At 70.1% G+C, this 24,715-nt stretch carries 21 protein-coding genes; 14 read left to right on the top strand and 7 right to left on the bottom strand.

The genetic code is table 11. From position 1 onward, the window contains the following. Nucleotides 1–8: 8 nt before the first annotated feature. The gene (locus D7V80_RS06500) at nt 9–1,082 is read right to left on the bottom strand and encodes a metallopeptidase family protein (protein ID WP_199738404.1); all 1,074 of its coding nucleotides are present in this window, start codon (nt 1,080–1,082) and stop codon (nt 9–11) included. A gap of 88 nt (nt 1,083–1,170) precedes the next feature. Here D7V80_RS06500 and D7V80_RS06495 point away from each other — a divergent pair, with 88 nt between their 5' ends. Further along, nucleotides 1,171–1,527 (top strand): response regulator, encoded by a 357-nt coding sequence (locus tag D7V80_RS06495; RefSeq protein WP_014396127.1) that lies wholly within the window; start codon nt 1,171–1,173, stop codon nt 1,525–1,527. Nucleotides 1,528–1,697: 170 nt separating this feature from the next. After that, nucleotides 1,698–3,341: a chaperonin GroEL gene (gene groL, locus D7V80_RS06490; protein WP_120587327.1), complete on the top strand. Its 1,644-nt coding sequence runs from the start codon at nt 1,698–1,700 to the stop codon at nt 3,339–3,341. 84 nt (nt 3,342–3,425) lie between these two features. On the opposite strand, the gene sinK is transcribed toward groL, so the two are convergent. Continuing rightward, nucleotides 3,426–4,943, bottom strand: coding sequence for a hybrid histidine protein kinase/response regulator SinK (gene sinK, locus D7V80_RS06485; RefSeq protein ID WP_158616553.1), 1,518 nt, complete (start codon nt 4,941–4,943; stop codon nt 3,426–3,428). Nucleotides 4,944–5,113: 170 nt separating this feature from the next. On the opposite strand from sinK, the gene D7V80_RS06480 reads away from it, so the two are divergent. Next, nucleotides 5,114–5,503 carry a demethoxyubiquinone hydroxylase family protein gene (locus D7V80_RS06480; protein ID WP_120587325.1) on the top strand — a complete coding sequence of 130 codons (390 nt, stop codon included), beginning with the start codon at nt 5,114–5,116 and terminating at the stop codon, nt 5,501–5,503. A gap of 16 nt (nt 5,504–5,519) precedes the next feature. On the opposite strand, the gene D7V80_RS06475 is transcribed toward D7V80_RS06480, so the two are convergent. Next, nucleotides 5,520–6,908: a diguanylate cyclase gene (locus D7V80_RS06475; RefSeq protein WP_120587324.1), complete on the bottom strand. Its 1,389-nt coding sequence runs from the start codon at nt 6,906–6,908 to the stop codon at nt 5,520–5,522. Nucleotides 6,909–6,960: 52 nt separating this feature from the next. Here D7V80_RS06475 and D7V80_RS06470 point away from each other — a divergent pair, with 52 nt between their 5' ends. The 4 genes from D7V80_RS06470 to nadC all read left to right on the top strand — a co-directional run bounded on the left by D7V80_RS06470 (nt 6,961) and on the right by nadC (nt 13,604). Next, nucleotides 6,961–7,773, top strand: coding sequence for a chemotaxis protein CheW (locus tag D7V80_RS06470; RefSeq protein WP_014396132.1), 813 nt, complete (start codon nt 6,961–6,963; stop codon nt 7,771–7,773). A gap of 117 nt (nt 7,774–7,890) precedes the next feature. Beyond that, nucleotides 7,891–9,153: a PleD family two-component system response regulator gene (locus D7V80_RS06465; protein WP_120587322.1), complete on the top strand. Its 1,263-nt coding sequence runs from the start codon at nt 7,891–7,893 to the stop codon at nt 9,151–9,153. Between the two features lie 53 nt (nt 9,154–9,206). Further along, nucleotides 9,207–12,719: a valine--tRNA ligase gene (locus tag D7V80_RS06460; RefSeq protein ID WP_120587321.1), complete on the top strand. Its 3,513-nt coding sequence runs from the start codon at nt 9,207–9,209 to the stop codon at nt 12,717–12,719. Nucleotides 12,720–12,728: 9 nt separating this feature from the next. Further along, entirely contained in the window at nt 12,729–13,604 is an 876-nt protein-coding gene (gene nadC, locus D7V80_RS06455; RefSeq protein ID WP_199738402.1) for a carboxylating nicotinate-nucleotide diphosphorylase, read from the top strand. 41 nt (nt 13,605–13,645) lie between these two features. Here nadC and D7V80_RS06450 read toward each other — a convergent pair whose 3' ends face one another. Beyond that, complete coding sequence (locus tag D7V80_RS06450; protein WP_120587320.1) at nt 13,646–15,265, bottom strand: alkaline phosphatase family protein; 1,620 nt, start codon at nt 15,263–15,265, stop codon at nt 13,646–13,648. Between the two features lie 93 nt (nt 15,266–15,358). On the opposite strand from D7V80_RS06450, the gene D7V80_RS06445 reads away from it, so the two are divergent. The 4 genes from D7V80_RS06445 to D7V80_RS06430 all read left to right on the top strand — a co-directional run bounded on the left by D7V80_RS06445 (nt 15,359) and on the right by D7V80_RS06430 (nt 17,845). Further along, a complete protein-coding gene (locus D7V80_RS06445; protein WP_120587319.1) occupies nt 15,359–15,769 on the top strand; it encodes a thioesterase family protein in 411 nt (136 codons plus the stop codon). Between the two features lie 42 nt (nt 15,770–15,811). Further along, nucleotides 15,812–16,777 carry a class II fructose-bisphosphatase gene (glpX, locus tag D7V80_RS06440; protein ID WP_120587318.1) on the top strand — a complete coding sequence of 322 codons (966 nt, stop codon included), beginning with the start codon at nt 15,812–15,814 and terminating at the stop codon, nt 16,775–16,777. A 43-nt stretch (nt 16,778–16,820) separates the two neighbouring features. Further along, nucleotides 16,821–17,246: a type II toxin-antitoxin system RatA family toxin gene (locus D7V80_RS06435; RefSeq protein WP_014396139.1), complete on the top strand. Its 426-nt coding sequence runs from the start codon at nt 16,821–16,823 to the stop codon at nt 17,244–17,246. A 419-nt stretch (nt 17,247–17,665) separates the two neighbouring features. Continuing rightward, nucleotides 17,666–17,845 carry a hypothetical protein gene (locus tag D7V80_RS06430; protein ID WP_043321424.1) on the top strand — a complete coding sequence of 60 codons (180 nt, stop codon included), beginning with the start codon at nt 17,666–17,668 and terminating at the stop codon, nt 17,843–17,845. 105 nt (nt 17,846–17,950) lie between these two features. On the opposite strand, the gene D7V80_RS06425 is transcribed toward D7V80_RS06430, so the two are convergent. Beyond that, a complete protein-coding gene (locus D7V80_RS06425) occupies nt 17,951–19,039 on the bottom strand; it encodes an ADP-ribosylglycohydrolase family protein (RefSeq protein ID WP_120587351.1) in 1,089 nt (362 codons plus the stop codon). A gap of 80 nt (nt 19,040–19,119) precedes the next feature. Here D7V80_RS06425 and eno point away from each other — a divergent pair, with 80 nt between their 5' ends. From eno to D7V80_RS06410, 3 genes are read left to right on the top strand one after another with little or no spacing between them, the layout of a single operon-like run. Continuing rightward, nucleotides 19,120–20,418 carry a phosphopyruvate hydratase gene (gene eno, locus D7V80_RS06420; protein WP_120587317.1) on the top strand — a complete coding sequence of 433 codons (1,299 nt, stop codon included), beginning with the start codon at nt 19,120–19,122 and terminating at the stop codon, nt 20,416–20,418. Nucleotides 20,419–20,420: 2 nt separating this feature from the next. Continuing rightward, on the top strand, nt 20,421–21,212 hold the full coding sequence (gene surE / locus D7V80_RS06415) for a 5'/3'-nucleotidase SurE (protein WP_120587316.1): 792 nt from the start codon (nt 20,421–20,423) through the stop codon (nt 21,210–21,212). Between the two features lie 44 nt (nt 21,213–21,256). Further along, complete coding sequence (locus tag D7V80_RS06410) at nt 21,257–22,141, top strand: peptidoglycan DD-metalloendopeptidase family protein (protein WP_233585181.1); 885 nt, start codon at nt 21,257–21,259, stop codon at nt 22,139–22,141. Here the strand turns inward: D7V80_RS06410 and D7V80_RS06405 are convergent. Continuing rightward, nucleotides 22,138–23,148 carry a 2-dehydropantoate 2-reductase gene (locus tag D7V80_RS06405; protein WP_120587314.1) on the bottom strand — a complete coding sequence of 337 codons (1,011 nt, stop codon included), beginning with the start codon at nt 23,146–23,148 and terminating at the stop codon, nt 22,138–22,140. The genes D7V80_RS06410 and D7V80_RS06405 overlap by 4 nt on opposite strands. Then, a complete protein-coding gene (locus D7V80_RS06400; protein WP_233585180.1) occupies nt 23,145–24,665 on the bottom strand; it encodes an acyl--CoA ligase in 1,521 nt (506 codons plus the stop codon). Before D7V80_RS06400 ends, D7V80_RS06405 begins: the two co-directional genes overlap by 4 nt. Nucleotides 24,666–24,715: the final 50 nt, after the last annotated feature.

The raw sequence follows: 24,715 nt of genomic DNA, 5'->3' as shown, positions 1-24,715 counted from the left end.
GACAGCCCCTAGTCCAGACCCCGCTCCCACAGGTCGTCTTCATCCAGACCCATCAAGTGACCGACTTCGTGCATCACCGTGATGCCAATCTGTTCGATCAGCTCCTCGCGGGTGCGCGCGAAACGCTCCAGGTTCTTCTGGTACAGCACGATGGAGGGCGGGAAGTGATCAGCCGCGTCCATCACGCTGCGCTCGCCCACGGGCGTGCCCCGGAACACCCCCAGGATGCACGGCGACAGCGGCGGCTGCTGACCCAGCAGGTCCTCATCCGACGGCAGGTCCTCCACCGCCAGCGTCACATTGTCCATGTACTGCTTCACCTGCGAGGGCAGGGCGCGCATCGCGTCCTCCACCGCGCGGTCGAACGCCTCCTCCTCCAGGGCGACCGGCGGCGGCAGCTCCTCTGGCGCCAGCGTCTGCGCCCGTAAGAAGCGCTTCTTCGCCTCCTTCGCATCCCCGCGCCGTTCGGCGACGAGCCCCAGGTAGTGGTGCGCCCACGCCTCGTCCGGAGCGTCCTTCAGCACCCGCTCGAAGGCCTCCTGCGCGGGCGCGAAGCGGCACAGCTCGAACAGCGCGATGCCCCGCTCCAGCTGCGCGTCCGGCGAGCGCGGCATGTGCGTCAGCGCCTGGTCCAGGATTTTCAGCGCGGACTCGCACTCCCCCAGCTGGTTGAGGCCCATGCCCTCCAGGAGGAGGAACTCGTAGACGAGCTCCACGTCGTCGTCCCGCTGCGCCAGCTTCCGCCCGCGGCCGCACCACTCCAGCCCCTCCTCCACCGCCTCGCGGTCCTCGCCAGTGCGGCAGACGAGGAATTCCGCCGCGCCAAAGAGGATCTCCAGGTCTTCCGGGGCCATCTTGAGGGCCGCGCCATAGGCCTTGCCCGCGTCCTCCAGGCGGCCCACCTCCACCAGCGCGGCGGCCCGGTAGTGCAGGGCTTCTGCTGAGTCTGGAACGTCCCGGAGCAGGGCGTCGGCGCTGGCGAGCGCGGCCTCGAAGTCCCTCGCCTCGAAGGCGTCCGCGACCCCCTCCAGCCGCGCGTCCAGGTCCCGCGCCTCCCCTTGCTTCGCCATGCGCTTCGCCATACGGGCAGGCAGCTAAGAAGCCGCCCTTCGCGTTGTCAACGACCGGCGTCGCTGTTACCTTCCAGCGCCCCGTTTCGGCCCGAACCCCGTGAACATCCTGGTCGTCGACGACGATTACGAGCTGTGCACCATGCTCTCTCGCTACCTGGAGATGCATGGCTACACCGTGTTCTCGGCGTCGGACGCGCTCCAGGCGCTGGACATCATGGAGCGTCATCCCGTGGGGCTGGTCATCACCGACTACCTGATGCCCCACCTGGACGGCATCCACTTCACGGAGATGCTGAAGGCGGACCCCCGCTTCCAGAACATCTCCGTCCTGATGATGACCGCCAGCACGGACGAGAAGATCTCCGACCGGGGCCTGCGCAAGGGCGTCGCCATCACCCTGCAGAAGCCCCTGGACATGGGGCAATTGCTCAACCTCGTGCGCTTCGCGGAGTAGGGCCTTCCCGGGCCCCCCACCCGGGCGGGCCGGAAGGCGTCCTCAGGCCCACACGCCTGCCCCTTTCCGTTGACATCGTTGATGCGGCCCTTATGTTGGCGCTCGACATGGCCGAGTGCTAACGGCCATCCCCATTCGTAGAAATTCCCCAAGTATTTTAGGAGGTTGCGATGGCAGCGAAGGAAATCTTCTTCCATCAGTCGGCGCGCGATTCCATCCTGCGCGGCGTCCGGATCCTCGCGGATGCGGTCGCGGTGACGCTCGGTCCCAAGGGCCGCAATGTCGTCATCGAGAAGAGCTTCGGCTCGCCCACCATCACCAAGGACGGCGTCACCGTCGCCAAGGAGATCGATCTCGAGAACCGCTTCGAGAACATGGGCGCGCAGATGGTGAAGGAGGTCGCGTCGAAGACCTCCGACAAGGCCGGCGACGGCACCACGACGGCGACCGTGCTCGCGCGCGCCATCTATGAGGAGGGCCTGAAGCTGGTGGCCGCCGGCCACAGCCCCATGGACTTGAAGCGCGGCATCGACAAGGCCGTGGAGGTGGTGGTCGCGGAGCTGAAGAAGATGTCCAAGACGACCACGGACAAGCAGGCCATCGCGCAGGTGGGCACCATCTCCGCGAACGGAGATGAGACCATCGGCCAGACCATCGCGGACGCGATGGAGAAGGTCGGCAAGGAGGGCGTCATCACCGTCGAGGAGGCCAAGGGCCTGGAGACGACGCTCGACGTGGTGGAGGGCATGCAGTTCGACCGTGGCTACGTGTCGCCGTACTTCGTCACGAACCGCGACCGCATGGAGGTCGTCATGGACGACCCCTACATCCTCATCAGCGAGAAGAAGGTCTCGTCGATGCAGGACATGATCCCCGTGCTGGAGCAGGTGGCGCGCTCGGGCAAGCCGCTGCTCATCATCGCGGACGACATCGAGGGCGAGGCCCTGGCCACCCTGGTGGTGAACAAGATCCGCGGCGTGCTGAACGTGGCCGCGGTGAAGGCGCCGGGCTTCGGCGACCGCCGCAAGGAGATGCTCAAGGACATCGCCACGCTGACGGGCGGCATGGTGGTGAGCGAGGAGCTGGGTCACAAGTACGAGAACCTGACCCTCACGGACCTGGGCCGCGCCAAGCGCATCACGGTGGACAAGGACAACACCACCATCGTGGACGGTGCCGGCCAGAAGGCGGACATCGAGGGCCGCATCAAGCTCATCCGCACCCAGATCGAGACGGTCACCAGCGACTACGACCGCGAGAAGCTCCAGGAGCGCATGGCGAAGCTCGTGGGCGGCGTGGCGGTCATCAACGTCGGCGCGGCGACCGAAGTGGAGATGAAGGAGAAGAAGGCCCGCGTGGAGGACGCGCTGCACGCGACCCGCGCGGCCGTCGAAGAGGGCATCGTCCCCGGCGGCGGCGTGGCCTACATCCGCAGCCTCAAGGCGCTGGACGGCCTGAAGCTGGGCGGTGAGCAGGACTTCGGCGTGGACATCATCCGCAAGGCGCTGCAGGAGCCGCTGCGCAAGATCTCCAGCAACGCCGGCATCGAGGGCGCGGTCGTCATCAACAAGGTGAAGGAAGGCACGGGCGCGTTCGGCTTCAACGCGCGCACGGAGGTCTACGAGGACCTGGAGAAGGCCGGCGTCATCGACCCGACGAAGGTCGAGCGCACCGCGCTGCAGAACGCCGCCTCCGTGGCGTCCCTGCTGCTCACCACCGAGGCGATGATCGCCGAGCGCCCCAAGAAGAAGGCCAAGGGCGGCGCGGGCGGCGGCGCCATGCCGGAGTACGGCGGCGACGACATGGACTACTGAGCCGGCTTGACGGCTCCGTAGCTTCGTAGGGTTTCCGGCCCCGGTGGGCCTCGCGAGAGCGGGGCGCCCGGGGCCGGAGTCTTTTCAGGAGGCGGTCTTCTTGAAGGCCAGGCTCAGCTCGCGGCTGAGCGCCGTGGTGTCGGAGAGCAACTTGGGCAGGCACGCGGCGGCCCCGGCGCGCAGCGACGCCAGCGCCGTGTCCATGGTGAGGTGCTCGGCCAGGACGACGAAGGGCGCGCCCTGGCTCAGGGCCCGGGCCAGCTCCAGCGCCTTCTTGCCGTAGGCGGGCGCGAAGTCCCACGACACCACCACGCCCACGGGCGGCTCCATCGTGGCCACCTCCGCGCCCGCGATGATGCGCGCCTCCAACCCCAGGAGGGCCAGCGCCTCCGAAATCAGCCGCGCGGTGGCCGGGTTGTCCTCCAGCACGTCCACCCGGCGCACGCCAGCGCTGGGAGCGGGGACGGGCGGCGCGGCCGGCGTATACAGCGCCTGCCGCAACAGCGCGCGCACCTGGCGGATGTCGTCGAAGGGCTTGAGCAGGTAGTCCACCACGCCCAGCTGGAGCGCCTGCTGCGTCGTCACCAGCGAGGGGTAGCCCGTCATCAGGATGACGCGCGACGCGGGGTCCAGCTTCCGCGCGTGCTGGGCCAGCTCCAGGCCGGAGATGCCAGGAAGGTTCTTGTCCGTGACGATGAGGTCCACGCGCGACGAGCGGAGGATTTCGAGCGCGGCCTCGCCCGTGGCCGCTTCAATGACCTCACACTCCTTGTCCATCAGGTCCTTGAAGACCATCCGGATGATGCCCTCGTCGTCCACCACCAGCAGGCGCTTGCGCGGCGGGCGCGGCGCGTCCGTGGGCGGGAAGAGCACGCGGAACACCGTGGCGGGAGGCGGCACCTCGCGCAGCGTCGTGGGCGGCACCAGGGCAATCTGCGCGTGGTGCTCCTGCGCGATGCGGCGACAGACGGCGAGCCCCAGGCCCGTGCCGCGTTTGCTGGCGGAGACGTAGGGCTCGAAGATGCGCGTCTTGAGCTCGTCCGGGATGCCCGGTCCCCAGTCGGACACGTAGAGGGCCGCGGACGCGCCTTCGCGCGCGAGCGTCACCTTCACGCGGCCCCGGCCGGACATGGCGTCGCGGGCGTTGTTGAGCAGGTTGAGCGTGAGCTGTTCAATCAGCCGCGCGTTGCCCTGGATGGTGAGGTCCTCGGGGGCCTCCACCTCCAGGGAGATGCGCGCCGAGTCCGGGTTGACGCTGAACACCTTCGCCGCCGCCCAGATGGGCGCGGCCAGGGACAGCCGCTGCTGCGGGGCCGGCCGCTCGCTGGCCAGGCGGATGAAGTCGGAGACGATCTGCTCCATCCGCTCCACCTGCGCGAGCAGCAGCTTCAGAGGGCCGCTGGAGCCCCCTTCCTCGGCGAGCAGCTGGGCGTAGGCCTTCGCGCCCAGGAGGGGCTGACGCAGCTCGTGGAGCACCTCCGCGGCGACCTGATGGGTATGGGCATTGGCGCGTTGCAGCGCCACGGCCGCGAGCCGTGCCTTCTCCAGGTCCCCCGCGTCCAGGGCCTGGAGCAGCTGCGCGAGCGGCGAGGGGGTCTCCATGCGCGGGAGCATGGCGGAGGCAGGTGTTCACGCGCAACGCACCCCCCGCGGGATTCGGTTGACCGCGCTCGCGACCGAACGGATGCTCGCGCACGCCCTCCAGCCCGGCCTGACGGAACTTGCTGCTGCCCGCTCGCCCGCTGGGGACTCTCCCTGTCGCTGAGGTCCTCATGCCGCAGACGAACCCGTTCCACTCGCTGGTGCCCCGGAAGCTGACGGACTCCGAACTGGCCCGCTCCATCCGGCTCAACATCGAGGCGGAGCTGGACGCCATCAACCTCTACGCCGCGCACCTGGACGCGACGGACAACGAGGAGGCGAAGGCCATCCTGCGGCACGTCATGGACGAGGAGCGCGAGCACGCGGCCCTCTTCTGGCAGCTCATCGCGCGGTTGGATCCGGAGCAGGCCCAGCACGACCGCGAGGCGTCGCAGAAGTACCGCCTCATCACCACCGGCGCCTCCCACGAAGAGGTGGAGGCGGTGAGCGAGGGCGGCGGCAGCGAGGCCGCCGAGGTGGAGCTGCCCAAGCGGCTCACCGTGGGCAGCCTGCGCAAGTAGCGCGCGCGTCCGGCCTTCAGCCCTGGCCCTGCGGGGGCGGGGGATTCTGACGGCGCTCGGCCGGGGTGGCTTCCAGGTCCTGCGCCGCCATGTAGACGACGTTCCGGGTGCCACGCTTGCCCCGGTACATGGCCCGGTCGGACAGGTCCAGCAGGTGGTCCTTGTCCTGGGCGTGCTCCGGGAAGCTGGCCACGCCGATGCAGGTGGTGAGCTTGAGCGCCAGCCCCTCGCGGCCCAGGAACTGATGGGTCTCCATGGTGCGGCGGATGCGCTCGGCGACCTTGAGGGCCCCGCCGGAGTCCGTGCCGCGCAGGAGTACCACGTACTCGTCGCCGCCGAAGCGCGCCACCACGTCCGGGTCGCGCACGCAGCCCTTGAGCACGCGCGCGGCCTCCACCAGCACCCGCGAGCCCACCAGGTGCCCGTGCGTGTCGTTGATGGCCTTGAAGCGGTCCAGGTCCAGGAACAGCAGGGAGAAGGGGCGCTCCGTCTGGAGGGCCTCGTTCACCTCGCGGTCCAGCACCAGGTGCAGGTAGCGCGTGTTGAACAGGCGGGTGAGGTCGTCGACGTAGGCCAGGTCCTCCACGGCGGCGAAGCGGCCCAGGTTGCGCAGGGCCAGCGCCCAGTTGCGCACGAGGAAGCCCACCGTCTCCGCGTGGTGCTCCGCGGGCGCACTGTCGTGGAAGAGCACCGCGTGGCCCAGCACCAGCTCTCCGTCCACGGCGGGGAAGGAGAGGGTGCGCGGCCAGGGAGCATGAAGCCCGTCGAGCTCCACGGGCGTGCGCGTGCCCGCGAGCCGCTCGATGAGCTGCGGCACCAGCGCCTCGTGCAGGTCCACCGGCAGTCCGCGCATGCCGTGCGAGCGGAAGCCCGTGCCGTTGGGGTCGCGCTCCAGGAGCATCACCGCGGAGGCATTGGCCATGGACTCCAGCGCGTCCGACGCGGCATTGGACAGCCGCTCGCGGTCGAGCGTGGTGGCGATGCGCTGGCCCGCCTCCAGGAGCGCGACGTGCTGGCGCAGGGACGCGTTCTCGCGCATCAGGTCGCGCGTGGTGAGCGCGCGGCGCAGCGCGTGCTCCAGGGCCTCCGGCGCCACGGGCTTGACCAGGTACTCCGCCGCGCCGCTCTTGATGGCGCGCACCGCGGGGGCCACCTTGTCCAGGCCGGTGATGACCAGCACCTCCACGCCGGGGTAGCGCTCGCGCACGTGGCGAAGCACCTCCATGCCGTCGCCGCCGGGGAGGATGAGGTCGGTCACCACCGCGTCGAACCGCTCCGCGGAGAGGGCGGCCTTCGCGTCCGCCACGGTGGGCACCGCCGTGACGAGGTGTCCCGCGGCCGTGAGGTAGTCGCCGTAGAGGTTGCGGGCGATCTTTTCGTCGTCGACGAGGAGCAGTCGCGCCATGACTGTTCAGGGCTTAGCACCCAACGCTGGAAGGCTGCTAGGGTCCCTGGCCGTGCCCTTTGAAAGCGGACGGCGGCTCTGCCTGCTGGTGGAGGCCGGTGAGACGCGCTACGCGGTAGAGGCCACGTCCGTCATCGAGGTCGCGATGCCGGGCGCTCGCGGCGCGAGCCTGCGTGGCGTACTGGAAGTGAAGGACCTCGCCGCGCTGCTCGGCGGCCTGCCCGAGGACGTGCCGGGCATGGTGGTGGTCCTGGACGTCAGCCCCACGCTCGCGGTGCGGGTGCGCTCCGTGGTGGAGGTCGCGGACGTCGCGAGGGACCCGTTCTTCCTGCTGCCTCCGGGCCTGGCGGACTCGCTGGCGCCACTGAGCCGGGGCGCGGTGCTGCACAAGGACCGGCTGTACCTGGAGCTCATCGTGGAGGCGCTGCCACACCGGGCGGGCCCCCGCGCGACCCCGCCGGAGCCCCGGCCCGTGCACTGGGCGGACGAGCCTCCGGAGCGGGCGCTGGTACTGGAGTCCCAGGGGGTGCTGTTCGGCGTTCCGCTGGGCAGCGTCTCCCAGGTGGTGCCCCGGGGCGAGGCGTTCAGCGTGCTCCCGGTGCAGAGCGGGCCGGTGGCGGGCGTCTATCCGCACGCGCAGGCGCTGTGGCCCATCTGTTCGATTCCAGCGCTGCTGGGAGCGCCGGCCCGGGTGGAGGAGCTGTTCGTCCTCACGGAGCTGGCGGGGCGGAACGTGGGGCTGGCGGCCACCCGGGTGCTCGGTGTGCTGCAGAAGTTCAAGCCGGCCGAGCTTCCCGGAACGTTCCGGGCGCCGGGGCTGCCGGATCCGGTGATGTTACTGGACCTGCAGCGCATGTTTTCTTGATCGGCCCAAAGCGCGAATCCTAAGCTTCTCCGATTGACACAGGGCGTGCAGGCAGGCTTGCTCGCCCGAAATCTCAAACGAATTCAGGGGGGTATGCGCCCCCCGAGGCCGGAGCCGATGCCCAAGAATCTACTGATCGCCGACGACTCGCTCACCATCCGCAAGGTGATCGGGATGATCTTCGCGACGGAAGACTTCCAGGTGACCGCGGTGGACAACGGGCTGGACGCCATCTCCCGCACGCGCGAGCTGCGTCCGGATGTGGTGCTCGCCGACGTGATGATGCCGGGCAAGAGCGGCTACGAGGTCTGCGAGGCGCTCAAGAGCGACCCCTCCACGCAGGCCATCCCGGTGCTGCTCCTGGCCGGCACCTTCGAGGCGTTCGACGAGAACCGCGCGAAGGCCGCCCGGGCGGATGACCACATCACCAAGCCCTTCGAGAGCCAGATCCTCCTCGACAAGGTGAAGGCCCTGGTGGGCCAGAAGTCCAACACCATGCCCGCGTCCGCCGCGACGCGCGTGCTGCCCCAGACCGCCGCGCCGGTGGCCCCGGCCAGCGCGCCGCCCGCCGCCGCCGCGCCTCCGGGGGCGCGTCCCGCGGGTGCGCCGCCTCCGGGTGCTGTTCCGCCGGGTGCGCGTCCTCCGGGCGCGGGTGTGCCGCCTCCGGGTGCGCGTCCTCCGGGCGCGGTGCCGCCGCCTCCGGGCGCCGCGCGTCCGCTGCCGGGCGCCGTGCCTCCGGGCGCGCGTCCTCCGGGTGCGCCGCCTCCGGGCGCGATGCCGCCGGGTGCGCGTCCTCCTCCGGGTGCTCCGCCTCCGGGCATGGGCGCGCGTCCTCCGGGTGCGCCGCCTCCGGGCGCGATGCCGCCGGGTGCGCGTCCTCCTCCGGGTGCGCCGCCTCCGGGCGCGCGTCCTCCGGGTGCGCCGCCTCCGGGCATGGCCGCGCGTCCTCCGGGCCCTGGCGCCCCGAACATCCCGGGCGGCTTCCCGCGTCCTCCGGGCGCCGCGCCGCTGCCGTCCGCGCCTCCTCCGGGGGCCGTGCCTCCTGCCGCCCGTGCCCGGGATCCGTTCGGGCTGGGCGCTCCGGCCGCTCCGCCCGCCGCGCAGGCGCGGACGGAGAGCATCCGCATCGAGGACTCGCTGCCCGAGCCCAGCGGCGCGGAGGAGATCTCCCTGGACATCGGCGGTCCCTCGCCGGCGACTCCGCCCGCGCGCGCCCGTCCGGCCGCGGATGGCGGCGAGGCCCTGCTTCGCGAGGCGCTGTCGAAGGCGTCCCGCGAGGTCATCGAGAAGATCGCCTGGGAGGTCGTACCGCAGCTGGCGGAGACCATCATCCGGGAAGAGCTGGAGCGGCTCATCAAGGACCGCGAGACCCAGCATTGATTCGCAGTTCCCCCTGATTCCCCGCCGGCCCCGTCGGGGGCCGGCCGCTCGCAATGACTGACACGACTGAACTGTCCAAGGCCTACGAGCCCTCCGAGGTGGAGGCGCGGTGGTACAACCACTGGCTGGAGCGCGACTACTTCCGCGCCGAAGCCCCTTCCGCCAAGCCGCCGTTCAGCATCGTGCTGCCGCCGCCCAACGTGACGGGCAGCCTGCACATCGGCCACGCGCTCACCGCCACCATCCAGGACATCCTCACGCGCTGGAAGCGGATGAGCGGCTTCAACGCGCTCTGGCTGCCGGGCACGGACCACGCGGGCATCGCCACGCAGATGGTGGTGGAGAAGGAGCTCAAGAAGACGGAAGGAAAGAGCCGCCACGACCTGGGCCGCGAGGCGTTCCTCGAGCGCGTCTGGACGTGGAAGGGCAAGTTCGGCGCGCGCATCGGCGAGCAGCACCGCTACCTGGGCGCGTCCCTGGACTGGAGCCGCGAGCGCTTCACCATGGACGAGCAGTCCTCGGCCGCGGTGCGCGAGGTGTTCGTCCGGCTGTACGAAGAGGGCCTGATGTACCGGGCCCAGAAGCTGATCAACTGGTGCCCGTCCTGCCGCACGGCCCTCTCCGACCTGGAAGTGGAGCACGAGGAGAAGAACGGCTCGCTCTGGCACATCCGCTACCCGGTGAAGGGCACGGAGCGCTTCCTCACCGTGGCCACGACGCGCCCGGAGACGCTCTTGGGCGACACGGCCGTCGCCGTGCATCCGGAGGACCCGCGCTACCAGGACCTCATCGGCAAGAGCGTGGCGCTGCCGCTCACCGACCGTGAGATTCCCATCATCGCGGACGCCGAGCTGGTGAACATGGAGTTCGGCACCGGCGTGGTGAAGGTCACGCCCGCGCACGACTTCAACGACTACCAGACGGGCCTGCGCCACAAGCTGCCGATGCTGTCCATTTTGGACGAAGCGGCGCGGATGACGAAGGACACCGGCAAGTACGCTGGCCTGGAGAGCCGGGAGGCGCGCAAGCAGGTGCTGGCGGACCTGACGGAGCAGGGCCTGCTGGAGAAGGAGGAGCCGCACAAGCTGAACGTGGGCACCTGCCAGCGCTGCACCACGGTGGTGGAGCCGCGCCTGTCGCCGCAGTGGTTCATCAAGATTGAACCGCTGGCGAAGCCCGCCATCCAGGCCGTGGAGGAGGGCCGCACGAAGTTCGTCCCCGAGTCGTGGACGAACACGTACTTCCACTGGATGAACAACATCCACGACTGGTGCGTGAGCCGCCAGCTGTGGTGGGGCCACCAGATCCCCGCGTGGTACTGCGCGGCGTGCACGCCCGCCGAGGAGCGCTCGAAGGACACGGCGGAAGTCATCGTGTCGCGCACGGCGCCGGAGTCCTGCCCGAAGTGCGGCGGCAAGGAGCTGACGCAGGATCCGGACGTGCTGGACACCTGGTTCTCGTCCGCGCTGTGGCCGTTCTCCACGCTGGGCTGGCCGAAGCAGACGGCGGACCTGCAGACCTTCTACCCGACGTCCGTGATGGAGACGGGCCACGACATCATCTTCTTCTGGGTCGCCCGGATGATGATGATGGGCCTGCACTTCATGGGCGAAGTGCCCTTCCGCACCGTGTACCTGCACGCGATGGTGCGCGATGAGAAGGGCGAGAAGATGTCCAAGACGAAGGGGAACGTCATCGATCCCCTGGACGTCATCTTGGGCGCGAAGGCGGACGCGCTGCAGCCGTCGCTGCGCAACCGCTTCCCGCAGGGCATGCCCGCGCACGGCGCGGACGCGCTGCGCTTCACGCTGGCGTCGCTCACGCAGCAGGGCCGTGACATCAAGCTGTCCATGGACCGCCTGGGTGGCTACAAGGCGTTCTGCAACAAGCTGTGGAACGCCAGCCGCTTCGCCCTGATGAACATGGGCGACTTCAGCCTGGACAAGACTCCGCTGGAGGGCCGCAAGCTGACGCTGGCGGACCGGTGGATCCTCTCCCGGCTGCAGAAGGCCACCGAGGAGACGCGCGCGTCGCTGGAGGCGTTCGGCTTCGCGGAGGCCGCGTCCACGCTGTACCAGTTCCTGTGGGCGGAGTTCTGCGACTGGTACATCGAGCTGGCGAAGGGCTCGCTGTACGGCGAGGACGCGGAGGCCAAGGACACCACGCGCGCGGTGCTGGTGACGTGCCTGGACCGCATCCTGCGGCTGATGCACCCGTTCATGCCGTTCATCACCGAGGAGATCTGGCAGAAGCTGCCGATGTCCCGGCCCACGGAGAGCATCTGCATCGCGGCGTACCCGGAGCCGGAGACGGCGTGGGTGGACGCGGCCGCGGAAGGCGAGATGGCGCCGGTCATCGCGGCCATCGAGGGCCTGCGCACGCTGCGCGGCGAGAGCAACCTGCCGCCGTCCGCCAAGGTGAAGGCGGTGGTGCAGAGCCCGGACGCGACGACGCGCGAGCTGTTGGAGCGCTGGCGCGCGTACCTGATGCCGCTCGCGGGCCTGTCCGAGGTGGTGGTGGGCCCCCCGGGCGCCAAGCCTCCGCAGGCGGCGGCGTTCGTGAGCGGCAACCTGGAGATCTACGTGCCCCTGGCGGGCCTGGTGGACCTGGACGCGGAGCGCGACCGCCTGAAGAAGGAGATCGCCCGCGCCGAGCAGGAGCTCGCCAGTCTGCAGCGCAAGCTGGACAACCCGAACTTCGTGGCCCGTGCTCCGCCGGACGTGGTGGAGAAGGACAAGGCCCGGGTGACGGAGCTCCAGGAGCGCACGGTCAAGCTGCAGGATCACCTCCAGCGCATCGCCCCGGAGCCCCCCATGTCCGCGACGCCGTCACCGTTACCGGGCAGCACCGAGTCCGAAGCCCCTGAAGCGTCCGAGTCCCCCGCGCCCGAGAGCGTGCTGGTGCCCGAGAGCGCCCAGGTGAAAGTGGCCGCCGAGCCGCAGGCGCCGAAGGACGAAGAGGTGAACCTGGGCCAGGAACTGAAGGGCGAGATTGAAGCCGAGGAGGCCGCGCAGGAGCCCCAGGCCGCGGATCCGGTGGTGGAGGAGGCCCTCAACAAGCTGCGCGAGGGCACCAAGGAAGGGCTGTCCGCGGCGGACCACCACGACCTGGGCGTCGCGTACATGAGCATGGGCCTCGTGGACGACGCGATGCGCGAGTTCGACCGGGCCAAGGAGGGCGGCGACACCCGCGAGGCGCCGGAAGGCTCCGCGGCGCCGGTGAAGAAGGCTCCGGCGAAGAAGGCCTCCGCGAAGAAGGCGGCGGTGAAGAAGGCCCCTGCGAAGAAGGCGGCGGTGAAGAAGGCCCCTGCGAAGAAGGCTGCGGCGAAGAAGGCGGCAGGGAAGAAGTCCGCCGCGAAGAAGGCTCCGGCGAAGAAGGCTTCGGCGAAGAAGGCTTCGGCGAAGAAGGCGGCGGGCAAGAAGACGGCCGCGAAGAAGGCGGCGGTGAAGAAGGCCCCTGCGAAGAAGGCTTCGGCGAAGAAGGCGGCGGGGAAGAAGACCGCCGCGAAGAAGGCCGCGGCGAAGAAGACCACTCGGGGCAAGCCGGCTCGCAAGGCGCGCCGGTAGGAGGCGGAAGTGCAGCAGGATTATCTCGATCGGCTCATCGCGCTGTCCCTCGACGAGGACCTGGGGGCCGCAGGGGACGTCACCTCGCTGGCGGTGGTCCCCGCCGAAGCGGAGGGCAGCGGTGAGCTGGTCGCGAAGGAGCAGATGATCGTCGCCGGCCTGGACGCCTTCGTCCGCGTCTTCCACATGGTGGACGCGGAGGTGGAGGTGGAGGTCCTCAAGCGCGACGGCGAGGAGATCAAACCGAAGGTGGTCGCCGCGCGCGTCCACGGCAAGCTGCGTTCGCTGCTGGCCGCGGAGCGCACCGCGCTCAACCTGGTGCAGCGCGCCGCCGGCATCGCGACGCTGGCCCAGCAGGCGATGACCTCCGTGCGGGGCTCGAAGCTGCGGGTGCTGGACACGCGCAAGACGCCGCCGGGCATGCGGGGCCTCGCGAAGCACGCGGTGCGCATGGGCGGCGCGTCCAACCACCGCTTCGGCCTCTTCGACGGCATCCTCATCAAGGACAACCACATCGCGGCGGTGGGCGGCGACATCACCGAAGCGGTGCGCCGCGCGAAGCTGAACGGTCCCCGGCTGGTGAAGGTTGAAGTGGAGGTCACCAACTTCAAGCAGCTGGAGGAGGCCATCGCCGCGGGCGCGGACGTCATCATGTTGGACAACATGGACGACGCGCAGATCCGCGAAGCGGTGAAGCTGACGGCGAGCCGCGTGCCCATTGAAGTGTCGGGCGGCGTCACGTTGGATCGGCTGCCGCGGCTGGCGAAGCTGGGCGTGGACTTCGTGTCGATGGGCGCGCTGACGCACTCGGCGCGGGCCATGGACCTGTCGCTGGAGATCGCGACGACGAAGAAGAAGCCCGCGCGCAAGCCCCGCTCCGCGTAGGGCGGAGGCAGGGCTTCATTCGCGGTGTGGAGGGCAGGGGCTCACCGTGCGCCGGTGAGCGCCTCCACGCGAGGCTTGCCCTCCGCCGACGCGGGCATCCCCATCTCCAGCAGCGCGGACAGGGTGGGGGCCACGTCCACGGGGTTGATCTCCTCCAGGTACAGCCCCGGCTTCACGCCCTTGCCCGCGAACACCACCGGCACCTGCGTGTCATAAGAGTACGGCGTGCCGTGGTTCGTGCCGCGCGGGTAGTCGCTGACGACCTGGAACGGCTTCGCCATGAACACCACGTCACCGCTGCGCACCGGGTAGTAGCCCCGGCGCATCGCCGCCATGAGGCCTCCCTGGTCCGGCGCCGTGTCCAGGTCATCCTTGGCCACGGCCCACACGGCATAGGGCTGCTTCGCCAGCCACGCCGCCGCCGCGCGCCGCACCGCCACGGCGTCCACCTTGCCGTCCTCCAGCGCCTTGCCGCCCAGGTACACGTCCAGCTCCAGCAGCTTCACCGTCACGTCCACGCCGAACTTCGCCTTCAGCTCCTGCGCCAGCCCCTTCGCCGCTTCCACCGGGTTGAGCCGCGCCGCCGGCACGCCCGCCTGCGCCCACGCCTCCGGAATCTCCGCGCCGCCATGGTCCGCCGACAACGCGATGACCAGGTTCGCCTTGCCGCCCGCCGCGCGCTCGGCCGCGGCGATGAGCTCTCCCATCGCCTGGTCCAACCGCAGCATCGTGTCCTGCATCTCCCACGAGTACGGCCCGAACGCGTGGAACACCGCGTCCGTGCCGCTGAAGCTCACCGCGAGGATGTCCGGCACGTCGTCCTTGCCCAGGCCCTCGCCCTCCAGCGCCGCCTTCGCCGCCTGCACCAGCAGGTCATGCGAGAACCCCGACACCGCGAACGCCCGGTACGACGCGGGCCCGGGCGCCTGCTGCCCGCCCTTCAACGCATGGGGGAACACGCGCCCCATGCCGTAGGCCTCCGGCTCCATGGGGCGGTCGTCCTCGCCCACGTACTCGGCGCGCGGACGCAACAGCTCCCACGTCTTGCTGAACGCCGCGTCCGGCAGCTTTCGCGCGTTGAACGCCTGCATCCACGTGGGCTCCGCCTTCGCGTACCAGGTGCTCGTCACCATCCGGCCCGTCGCCTCGTCGAACCACCAGGCCTGGCCCTGGCGCCCGGCCAGCGGAATGGCCGCCCGTGACTTGTACGACAGCGCCACCACCTTGCCCCGGCCCTGCGTGGACACGCGCAGCCGGTCCGCCAGCGTCTCCGCCATCAGGTTCACCGGGCTCGTGTCCGACCCCGGAGGCGTCTCCCCGTTCAGCACCGGATGCGTCGGGTCCGTGTAGACCTGCACCGCCTGGCCCGCCGCGCGGTCGTAGATGTCGTTGTCCACGATGCCGTGGCGCCAGGGGTTCGCGCCCGTGGCCAGCGTGGCGTGCCCCGGCGCCGTCCGGGCCTCCGCGTAGGCGTACCGGGCGTAGGGGTAGTACGCGCCCGTGGAGAGCAGCCGGCCCAGGCCCCCCGTCAGGCGCGGACGGTTTCGGAGCAGGACGTCGCTGCCCATGGCGTCCACGCTGATGAACAGCGTGAGCTTCGGGGCCTTGGCGGAGGCGGGCAGGGCGAACAGGACGAGGAGGGCGGCAATCAGGCGCGACATGGTGAGGCAGCCTCTCCGGCCGGATGAACAGAAGCAACCAACATGCGCGCCCACCGCTTGGACACGTCACCCCGCCCTGATATGGGCGCCTCAATGGTCGAGGCACGGCTGCGCGTCATCTACGGCGACACGGATCAGATGGGGGTCGTCTACTACGCGAACTACTTCCGCTACTTCGAGTTCGCCCGCAGCGAGTTCTTCCGTGCCCACGGAGGCAGCTACCGCGAACTGGAGAGCACCGGGCTCCTGCTGCCCGTGGTGGAGGCCAGCGCCCACTACAAGGCGTCCGCGCGCTACGACGACATGCTCCTCATCCGTACCACCCTGGGAGAGTTGCGCCGCGCGTCACTCGTGTTCACCTACGAGCTGCTGCGCGACGGTGACTCCCCCACGCTGCTGTGCACCGGCCGCACCATGCACGCCTGCGTGGGGCGTGACGGCAAACCGCAGCGGCTGCCCGAAGCCATCGCCCGCCTGAAGGCCGCGGACGACTCCGAAACCTGACCTTTTTCCCTTCCCGAATTCCCGAACGAGGAGCACCCGACAATGGATCGCAACCTGGCAATGGAGGTCGTGCGCGTCACCGAGATGGCGGCCATCGCCTCCGCCCGCCTCATGGGCCGCGGCAACAAGGACGAGTCCGACCAGGCCGCCGTGGACGCGATGCGCCGCGCCTTCGACGCGCTGAACATCGACGGCACGGTCGTCATCGGCGAGGGCGAGCGCGACGAGGCGCCCATGCTCTACATCGGTGAGCGCGTGGGCGCCCGCAACGCCGGCGCCCCCGAGGTGGACATCGCCCTGGACCCGCTGGAGGGCACCAACCTGTGCGCCTACGGCCGCCCGGGCTCCATCTCCGTCGTGGCCATGTCCAGCCACGGCGGCCTGCTCAACGCGCCCGACACGTACATGGAGAAGCTCGCCGTGGGTCCGCGCGCCAGGGGCGCCATCGACCTGACGAAGTCCCCCACGGAGAACCTGCGCTCCATCGCGGAGCGCATGAAGCTCTACGTGGAGGACCTCACGGTCATGATCCTGGACCGCGAGCGCCACGCCGACCTCATCAAGGAGGTCCGCGCCGCGGGCGCGCGCGTGCGCCTCATCGAGGACGGTGACGTGGCGGGCGCCATCGCCACCTGCTTCGAGGGCTCCGGCGTGGACGTGCTCATGGGCATTGGCGGCGCGCCGGAAGGCGTCATCGCCGCGGCGGCCATCCGCGCCACCGGCGGTGACCTGCAGGGGCGGCTGGTGCCCCGCAACCAGGGCGAAATCGAACGCGCCAAGAAGATGGGCATCAGCGACATCCACAAGATCTACACCGCGGAAGAGCTGGCCCGCGGCGAGGTGATGTTCGCGGCCACGGGCGTGACGAGCGGCGACTTCCTCAAGGGCGTGCGCTTCTTCGGCGGCGGCTGTGAGACGCACTCCGTCGTCATGCGCAGCAAGACGGGCACCGTCCGCTTCATCCAGTCCATCCACAAGTTCGACAAGAAGCCGGGCTACGCGCCGTAAGCTGTCCGTCAGCCTCGTCCCTCACTCCACCGGAGACACCGCCATGGCCGGCGCCACGCGCACCATCACCATCAACGCTCCCGTCGAGAAGGTCTTCGACATCATCACCAACTATGACCGCTACGCGGAGTTCCTCCCGGAGGTGAAGAAGGTCTCCACCTCCCAGCGCCAGGGGAACACCGTCCAGGTGCACTACGAGGTCGATGTGGTGAAGCGCATCCGCTACACCATCCGCGTCACCGAGGAGCGCCCCAAGCGCATGTCCTGGACCTTCGTCGAGGGCGAGGTGATGAAGGACAACAAGGGCAGCTGGACGCTGGAGCCCGAGGGCGAGGGCAAGACGCGCGCGACCTACAACGTGGAGATGGCCCTGGGCGCCCTCATCCCCAAGGCCATCATCAACACCCTGACGGAGACCCAGCTCCCCAAGATGCTGGAGGCCTTCAAGCGCCGCGCGGAAGCCCCCTGACGCCTGTCGTCGACGGCTTTCGTCACCGCTGACGTTCCGCGTCAGTTTTCCGCCCGCCTGCCTGTCATCCCGTACGGCCCGTGCCGTGCAAGGGAGCAGGAGGGCGGGCGGGCCCTTTTTGGCTGGAGCCGTGCCGCGCGAGCGGAGGGGGGCCACCTGAAATGAGTCGTGTTGCGGCGCGCTGCGGGCGCATTAGGATCAGGCGAATTTTGAACGTCTACGGACGCTTCCCTGACATCCGTGGCACGGTTGCTCTGGCCTGGATGTCGGGAGCTGGACGAGCAGCCATGCGGAATCAGGGGCGCATCCCCAGAAAGAAACCGGGGTTCTTAATTTGCATCAAAGAGATGTGGAAGTGGTAAGGGGGCGGGACGGCGGGCGTACATTGGGGTACGTAGGCTGAGGGAGAAACCGAACCCATGCTCGACGCGTTCATCATTGAGGAAATCAAGCGCCGCGAGCGGCTCCGCCGCGAGGATTACGAGCGGCCGGTGGTGGAGCTCCCACTGCCTGCACCCGATGACCGTCCCCACCGGAGGACGGACACCGAGGAAGAGAAGCCGTCACGAGGCGTCGTCGTCATCGACCTGCTCGGCTGATGACCCATCCCACCCGTGGCCCCGGAGCCACGGCGTCTCCCGGAGCCCGCGGCCGGGCTGTCCCTCAACGGACAGCCCCCGCGGGCTTCGCACTTGCGGGCCTCCTCACGCCGGGGCCAGCAGCAGCAGGTGCCGGGGGTGGTACACCTCCCACAGCACCGTTCCCTTCTGGAGGGGGTTGTAGGGCTGGAGGGCCAGGAGGACCTTCTGCCGCCACTCCTCCGGCAGCGCCCCCTCGCCGTGGAAGGCACCTACCAGCGCCCCGGTGACGGCCCCGTGGACCTCCGTGTCGCCGCCCCGGTGGATGACGTCCAGGAGTGCCGCTTCCGCGGTGGGGACGTGGAGCAGCTCCCAGAAGGCCAGCCGGAACGCTGCACGCACCGCGTTATTACCGGGCCGGTGCATGTGCAGCTCCGGGCCGTAGAGCTGCGGGTCGTCCTGGGCCGCCAGGGCCAGGTCCTCGCGCAGGAGCTTCGCGGCGAAGGCCACCTCCTGGACGTAGTCCTTCTCCTGCTTCCCCAGGGCGGCGGCGGCCAGGGAGATGCCCACCTCCGCGGCGGGCAGCAGGTCCGCGGCCTTCAGGTTCGGGCCGCCTGTCACCGCCTTGGCGATGGCGGCGCACAGCCCCGCGCCGGCCAGCTGGCTGCGCGGGTCGAAGTGGGTGAGGGCGGTGTCCTCCAGCGCCGCCTTCGCCAGGGCGAAGGGGTCCTTGGTCAGGAGCACGCCCAGGGGCACCACGCGCGGCAGGGCGCCCGCGGGGGCCAGCCGCCGGAGGTTCTTCTGCCACACGCGCTTGCCTGCGTCCTTCAGGTGGGGCGGGAGGCTTGCGTCACACTCCTGGAACAGCTCCCTCATGGGCTCGCTGACGGAGATGGCGTGCGACTGCCAGGCCCGGTAGCGCTTGAGGGCGTCCCCCGCGTCGTAGCGCTTCATGTCCCGCAGGCTGAGGGCCAGCGCCACCGCGAGCTGGGTGGGCTCCGTCACCTGCCCCTTGCGCAGGTCGTGCGGGCCGCCTCCGTGCATGCCCTGGTACGGCCCCTCGGCGAGCTGGGGGAAGGCCGGCGCGTAGAAGGGCCTGCCCGCGGTGGGGACGGCCAGGGCGTTGCCGATGGCGAGGCCCAGCAGGGCGCCCCGGGCGCGCTGGCCGGGGAGCGGGTCGGGGCCCGTGACGCGGCGCTTGGGAGGAGGAGGCATTCGGCGGCTGGACACTGTAGCAGGCGGCCTGTGCGAGCGTGCTTGCCCGTTCCGCCCGTGCTTCGTAGAACCGGCGCCCTATGACCGAGATCGCTCAAATCCTGGCGCGTGAAGTGCTCGATTCCCGTGGCAACCCGACCGTGGAGGCCGAAGTGCTCCTCGTGGGCGGCTCGCGTGGCCGCGCGACGGTGCCCTCCGGCGCCTCCACCGGCGAGCACGAGGCGCACGAGCTGCGTGACGGCGACAAGGGCCGCTACCTGGGCAAGGGCGTGAAGAAGGCCGTGGACCACGTGCGCGACACCATCGGGCCGGCGCTCATCGGCATGGACGCCGTGGACCAGGTGGCCGTGGACCAGCGGATGATTGAACTGGACGGTACGTCCACCAAGTCCAAGCTGGGCGCCAATGCCATCCTCGCCGTCTCCATGGCCACCGCGCGCGCCGCGGCGGACGCGCACGGCCTGCCGCTGTACCGCTACGTGGGCGGCCTGCAGGCGCGCACGCTGCCCGTGCCGCTGATGAACATCCTCAACGGCGGCGCGCACGCGGACACCCGCGTGGACGTGCAGGAGTTCATGGTGGTGCCCGCCGGCGCGAAGACGTTCGCGGAGGGCCTGCGCTGGGGCGCGGAGGTGTTCCACGCGCTCAAGAAGATCCTGAAGGGCCGCAAGCTGGCCACGGGCGTGGGCGACGAGGGCGGCTACGCCCCGGACCTGCCGGCCAACGAGGAGGCGCTCAAGCTCATCATGGAGGCCATCGACGCCGCGGGCTTCAAGGCGGGCGAGCAGCTGTTCCTGGCGCTGGACGTGGCCGCGAGCGAGTTCTTCGACAAGGGCTCCAAGAAGTACAAGCTCAAGGGCGAGGGCAAGGAGTACGACTCGCAGGGCCTTCTGGAGTACTACCGGGGCCTGTCCCAGAAGTACCCCATCATCTCCATCGAAGACGGCATGGCTGAGGATGACTGGGAGGGGTGGAAGAAGCTCACCGACGCGCTGGGTGACAAGGTGCAGCTGGTGGGCGACGACCTCTTCGTCACCAACGTGGAGCGGCTGTCCAAGGGCATCGAGACGGGCACGGCGAACTCCATCCTGGTGAAGGTGAACCAGATTGGTTCGCTCACGGAGACGTTCGACGCGGTGCGCATGGCGCACAAGGCGGGCATGACGTCCATCATGAGCCACCGCTCCGGCGAGTCCGAGGACACCACCATCGCGGACCTGGCGGTGGCGCTGGACTGCGGGCAGATCAAGACGGGCTCGGCGTCGCGCTCCGACCGCGTGGCCAAGTACAACCAGCTCCTGCGCATCGAAGAGGAGCTGGGCGCCGGTGCGCGGTACGCGGGCCGTTCTGCCTTCCGCTCGCTCGCGAAGAAGCAGTGACCGTGAGCACCTCTCGCCCCCGCATCCTCGTCTCCAACGACGACGGCTACTTCTCCGAAGGGCTGCAGACGCTCGTGGAGGCGGTGAGCCCCCTGGGCGAGGTGTGGGTGGTGGCGCCTGACCGCGAGCAGAGCGCCGCCTCCCATGCCATCAGCCTGCACCGGCCGCTGCGCATCAAGGAGGTGCGCGAGCGGTGGTTCGCCGTGGACGGCACCCCCACGGATTGCTCGTATCTGGCGGTGAACCACTTGCTGAAGGACAATCGTCCCCAGCTCATGGTCTCCGGCATCAATCACGGCGCGAACCTGGCGGACGACATCATGTACTCCGGGACGGTGGCGGCGGCCATGGAGGCCGCGTTCCTGGGCATCCCGGCCATCGCGTTCAGCCTGGTGACGCGGGGGCCGTTCGACTTCGGGCCGGCGGGCCGCTTCGCGCGGGCGCTGGTGACGGAGGCGCTGTCTCGGCCCCTGCCGCCCCGGATGCTCCTCAACGTGAACATCCCCGGTGGCGTGGAGCCGGACGGCTACGTCATCACCAAGCAGGGCCGGCACTCCTACGGCAGCAACGTCGTGGAGAAGGAGGACCCGCGCGGCCGCAAGTACTACTGGATTGGCGGCACGGAGTACGCGCACGACGACGTCCCGGGCAGCGACTGCAACACCGTCATCGACGAGAAGCGCGTGTCGGTGACGCCGCTGCACTTCGAGATGACCGACCACGGTCGCATCCCTGAGCTCTCGGGGTGGAACCTGCAGGGCTTCAAGCGGCACGGTTCGGGCGGCGGTGCCTGAGGTTGGGGCCGGGCGGCTCCAGCCGAGCGGGCAGGGCGCTCTGGGTGTTGCTCGCGGCCGCGCTGTTCAGCGGCTGCGTGGGCACCCAGGCCGCTTCCTCCTCGCAGCTGGACACGGCGGGCGTGCGGCCTGAGCAGACGAGCAACGGCAAGCCGCTGTCCTTCGCGCTGAGGCCCACGCACGAGGAGCCGGAGCTGGTGGCGGTGCGCCACCGCGTGGCGGCGGGCGAGACGATGTACCGCATCGCCAAGACGTACGGCATCACGGTGGACGAGCTGGCCCAGGCCAACGGCATCAAGGATCCGCGTGAGCTGTCGGCGGGCAGGGAGCTGATAATTCCGGGCAGTGAGCCGCCGAAGTACGGCGACCCGGGGCCGCTGTCCGACGAGGAGCCGGAGCTGGTGCTCTCCAAGCCGGGGCAGGCGCCGGTGTCCACGCCGCGCCGCTCGGTGCCGGCGGTGTCGCGCCGCGAGGAGCCGCCGCGAGCGCGCGTGGTGTCAGGGCGTCCGGGCGCGCCGTCGCGTCCGAAGCTCGCGACGCAGGGGATGCTCGACTGGCCGCTGCGAGGCGTGCTGTACGGCCGCTTCGGCAAGAAGGGCAAGGAGCCGCACGACGGCATCGACCTGGCGGCGCCCGCGGGCACGCCCATCAAGACGGCGCAGGAGGGAACGGTCCTCTACGCGGGCGAGCAGAAGGGCTACGGCCTCATCGTCATCGTGGAGCACGCGGCGCCGCTGATCACGCTCTACGCGCACAACCGCGACCTGCGCGTGAAGACGGGGCAGAAGGTCCGGCGCGGGCAGGTCATCGCCACGGTGGGCGAGTCCGGCCGCACGTCCGGCCCGCACGTGCACTTCGAGGTGCGCGTGGACGGCAAGCCGGCGGATCCGCTGGAGTACCTGGGCGTGATGCCGTCCGCGAACGACTAGGTCGCTTCGGGCGCGGGAGGCGTCGCGCGCGGCGGATAGCCCCCGGCGTGTCGGGCGCGCTCGCGCACCAGGGCGAGGATGTTCTCGCACGTGGGCATGGGCTTGCCGGTGAGCTGACCCAGCTCCACGACGGCGCCCAGCAGCGCGTCGATCTCCATGGGGCGCCCGCGCTCCAGGTCCTGGAGCATGGACGTCTTGTGCGCGCCGACCTGGGCCGCGCCCTGGATGCGCTGGTCCACGTCGATGAGGAAGCGCGTGCCCAGCGTCTCCGCCACGGCCTGCGCCTCCAGCATCATCGTGCGGGCCACGGCGCGCAGGTCCGGCTGGCGGGACAGGACGTCGAGCGTCGCGCCGGTGAGCACGGACAGCGGGTTGAAGGCGAGGTTGCCCCAGAGCTTCACCCAGATTTCATCGCGGATGCGGGGGCGCACGGGCGACTTGAGGCCGGCCTTCATCATGAGCTGCGACAGGGCTTGCACTCGCGGGCTCTTGCTGCCGTCGGGTTCGCCCAGCGTCACGCGGTCGTTGTACGTGTGCACGATGACGCCGGGGGAGACGACCTCCGCGGCCGGGTACACCACGGTGGCGATGACGCGCTCGGGAGGCAGCGTGCGCAGGATGATGCCGCCGGGGTCCACGCTCTCGACGTGGCGGCCCGCGTACGGGCCTTCGAGTCCGTGGAAGTACCAGTAGGGCACGCCGTTGATGCCGGTGACGAGCGCCGTCTCCGGTCCCAGCAGCCGGGCAATCTGCGGCGCGGCGGAGGGCAGGGCGTGGGCCTTGAGCGTGAGGAAGACGTAGTCCTGAGGGCCCGCGTCGCCGGGCGACTCCGTGCAATGCGGGCGCACGGTGACCGTCTCGCCGCCGCTGGTGAGCGTGACGCCGTGGGCGCGCATCGCGTCCAGGTGGGCGCCTCGCGCGATGAAGGTCACGTCCGCGCCGGCCTGGAGCAGCTTGACGCCCAGGAAGCCGCCGATGGCACCTGCGCCAAAGATGGCGATTTTCATGACGTGAGCCCCAGCCGCTCCGCGAGCCCGATGCGCTGTACCTTGCCGGTGGGGCCCTTGGGCAGCTCCGTGAGGAAGACGATGCGGCGGGGCACCTTGAAGTCCGCCACGCGTGAGGCCACGAAGTCGCGCAGCTCGCGCTCGGTGGGCGTGTGGCCCTCGCGAAGGATGACGGCCGCGGCCACGTCCTCGCCGAGCTTGGGGTGGGGCAGGGCGAACGTCACGGCCTGCTGCACGGCGGGATGATCCAACAGCACGGTGTCCACCTCCAGCGGGCTCACCTTCTCCCCGCCGCGATTGATCAGCTCCTTCAGCCGTCCGGTGAGCCGCAGGTAGCCCTGCGCGTCGAGCGTCCCCTGGTCGCCCGTGCGGAACCACCCGTGCGTGAAGGCGCGCGCGTTGGCGTCGGGGTTGTTCACGTAGCCGGACATGACGTTGGGGCCGCGGATGACCACTTCGCCCAGCATATCTGGAGGCAGCAGCGTGCCCGCGTCGTCCATGATGGCGACCTCAGGCCCGGCGGCGAGCCCGACCGACCCCGCGTACCGGGGACGCGGCGGCAGCGGGTTGGAGGCCATCTGGTGCGCGGCCTCCGTCATGCCGTAGCTCTCGATGACGGGCACGCCGAAGACGCGCTCCAGTTCCTCCATCACCTGCGGCGGCAGTGAAGCGGAGGAGGACCGGATGAAGCGCAGGCGGTGGTCCTTCAGGCTGTCCGCGTTGCGGTGGGCACGCTCCAGCAGCGCCTGATGCATGGTGGGGACTGCCGTGTACCAGGTGGGGCGGACCTCCTCGAACCAGGAGAAGAAGCGCAGGGCGTTGAAGCCGGGAGTGCACACCACGCGGCCTCCGGCCCCCAGGCTGGACAGCACCGCCGCCACGAGCCCGTGGATGTGGAACAGCGGCATGATGTTGAGGCACGCATCCGTGGGCCCCAGCCCCAGCTGCGCGCCGATGTGGCGTGCGGAGGCGCGGAGGTTCGCATGCGTCAGCGGCACCTGCTTGGGCCGCGCCGTCGTGCCCGACGTGTGCAGCACCAGCGCGACGTCGTCCGCGCTGCCCGGGACGGGCCGGAGCGCCGTGCCAGAGAAGGACTGCCCGGCCACGAGCGTGAAGTGCCCTGCGGGCCCTTCCTGCGTCGGACGCAATTCGATGAGCGGAAGGCCGCGTGCGCGCGCGACCTCGCGGGCCGGTCCCTCCGCTCCTTCGAGCACGATGAGGGCACGGGCCTTGAGGTCGTCCAGGTAGAACGTGAGCTCGTCCGCGCGATAGGCGGGATTGAGCGGCGCGGTCGTCGCGGCGCTGGCCACGGCGAGGAAGGCCGCCGCCATCTCCGGTCCGTTGGGGAGCACCAGCGCGACGCGGTCCCCCTGTCCCAGGCCCCACGCATTCAGTTGCTCACGGACTGTCGCGGTGAGGGCCCGCAGCGCGCCGTACGTCATGCCCTGCCTTCCGGGCGCACCGAGCGCTACGTCGTCCGTCCGTCCGCGTGCGAGCAGCGCTTCGAGGGTGTCCATCCGCTCCATGCCGGGCTCCACGTCCTCGGGGTCCTCTTCCGAATATGGCC

Source organism: Corallococcus sp. CA054B (genome assembly GCF_003611625.1).
In the GTDB taxonomy this organism is placed as follows: Bacteria; Myxococcota; Myxococcia; order Myxococcales; family Myxococcaceae; genus Corallococcus; species Corallococcus coralloides.
This window is presented reverse-complemented; position numbering and strand designations above follow the sequence as displayed.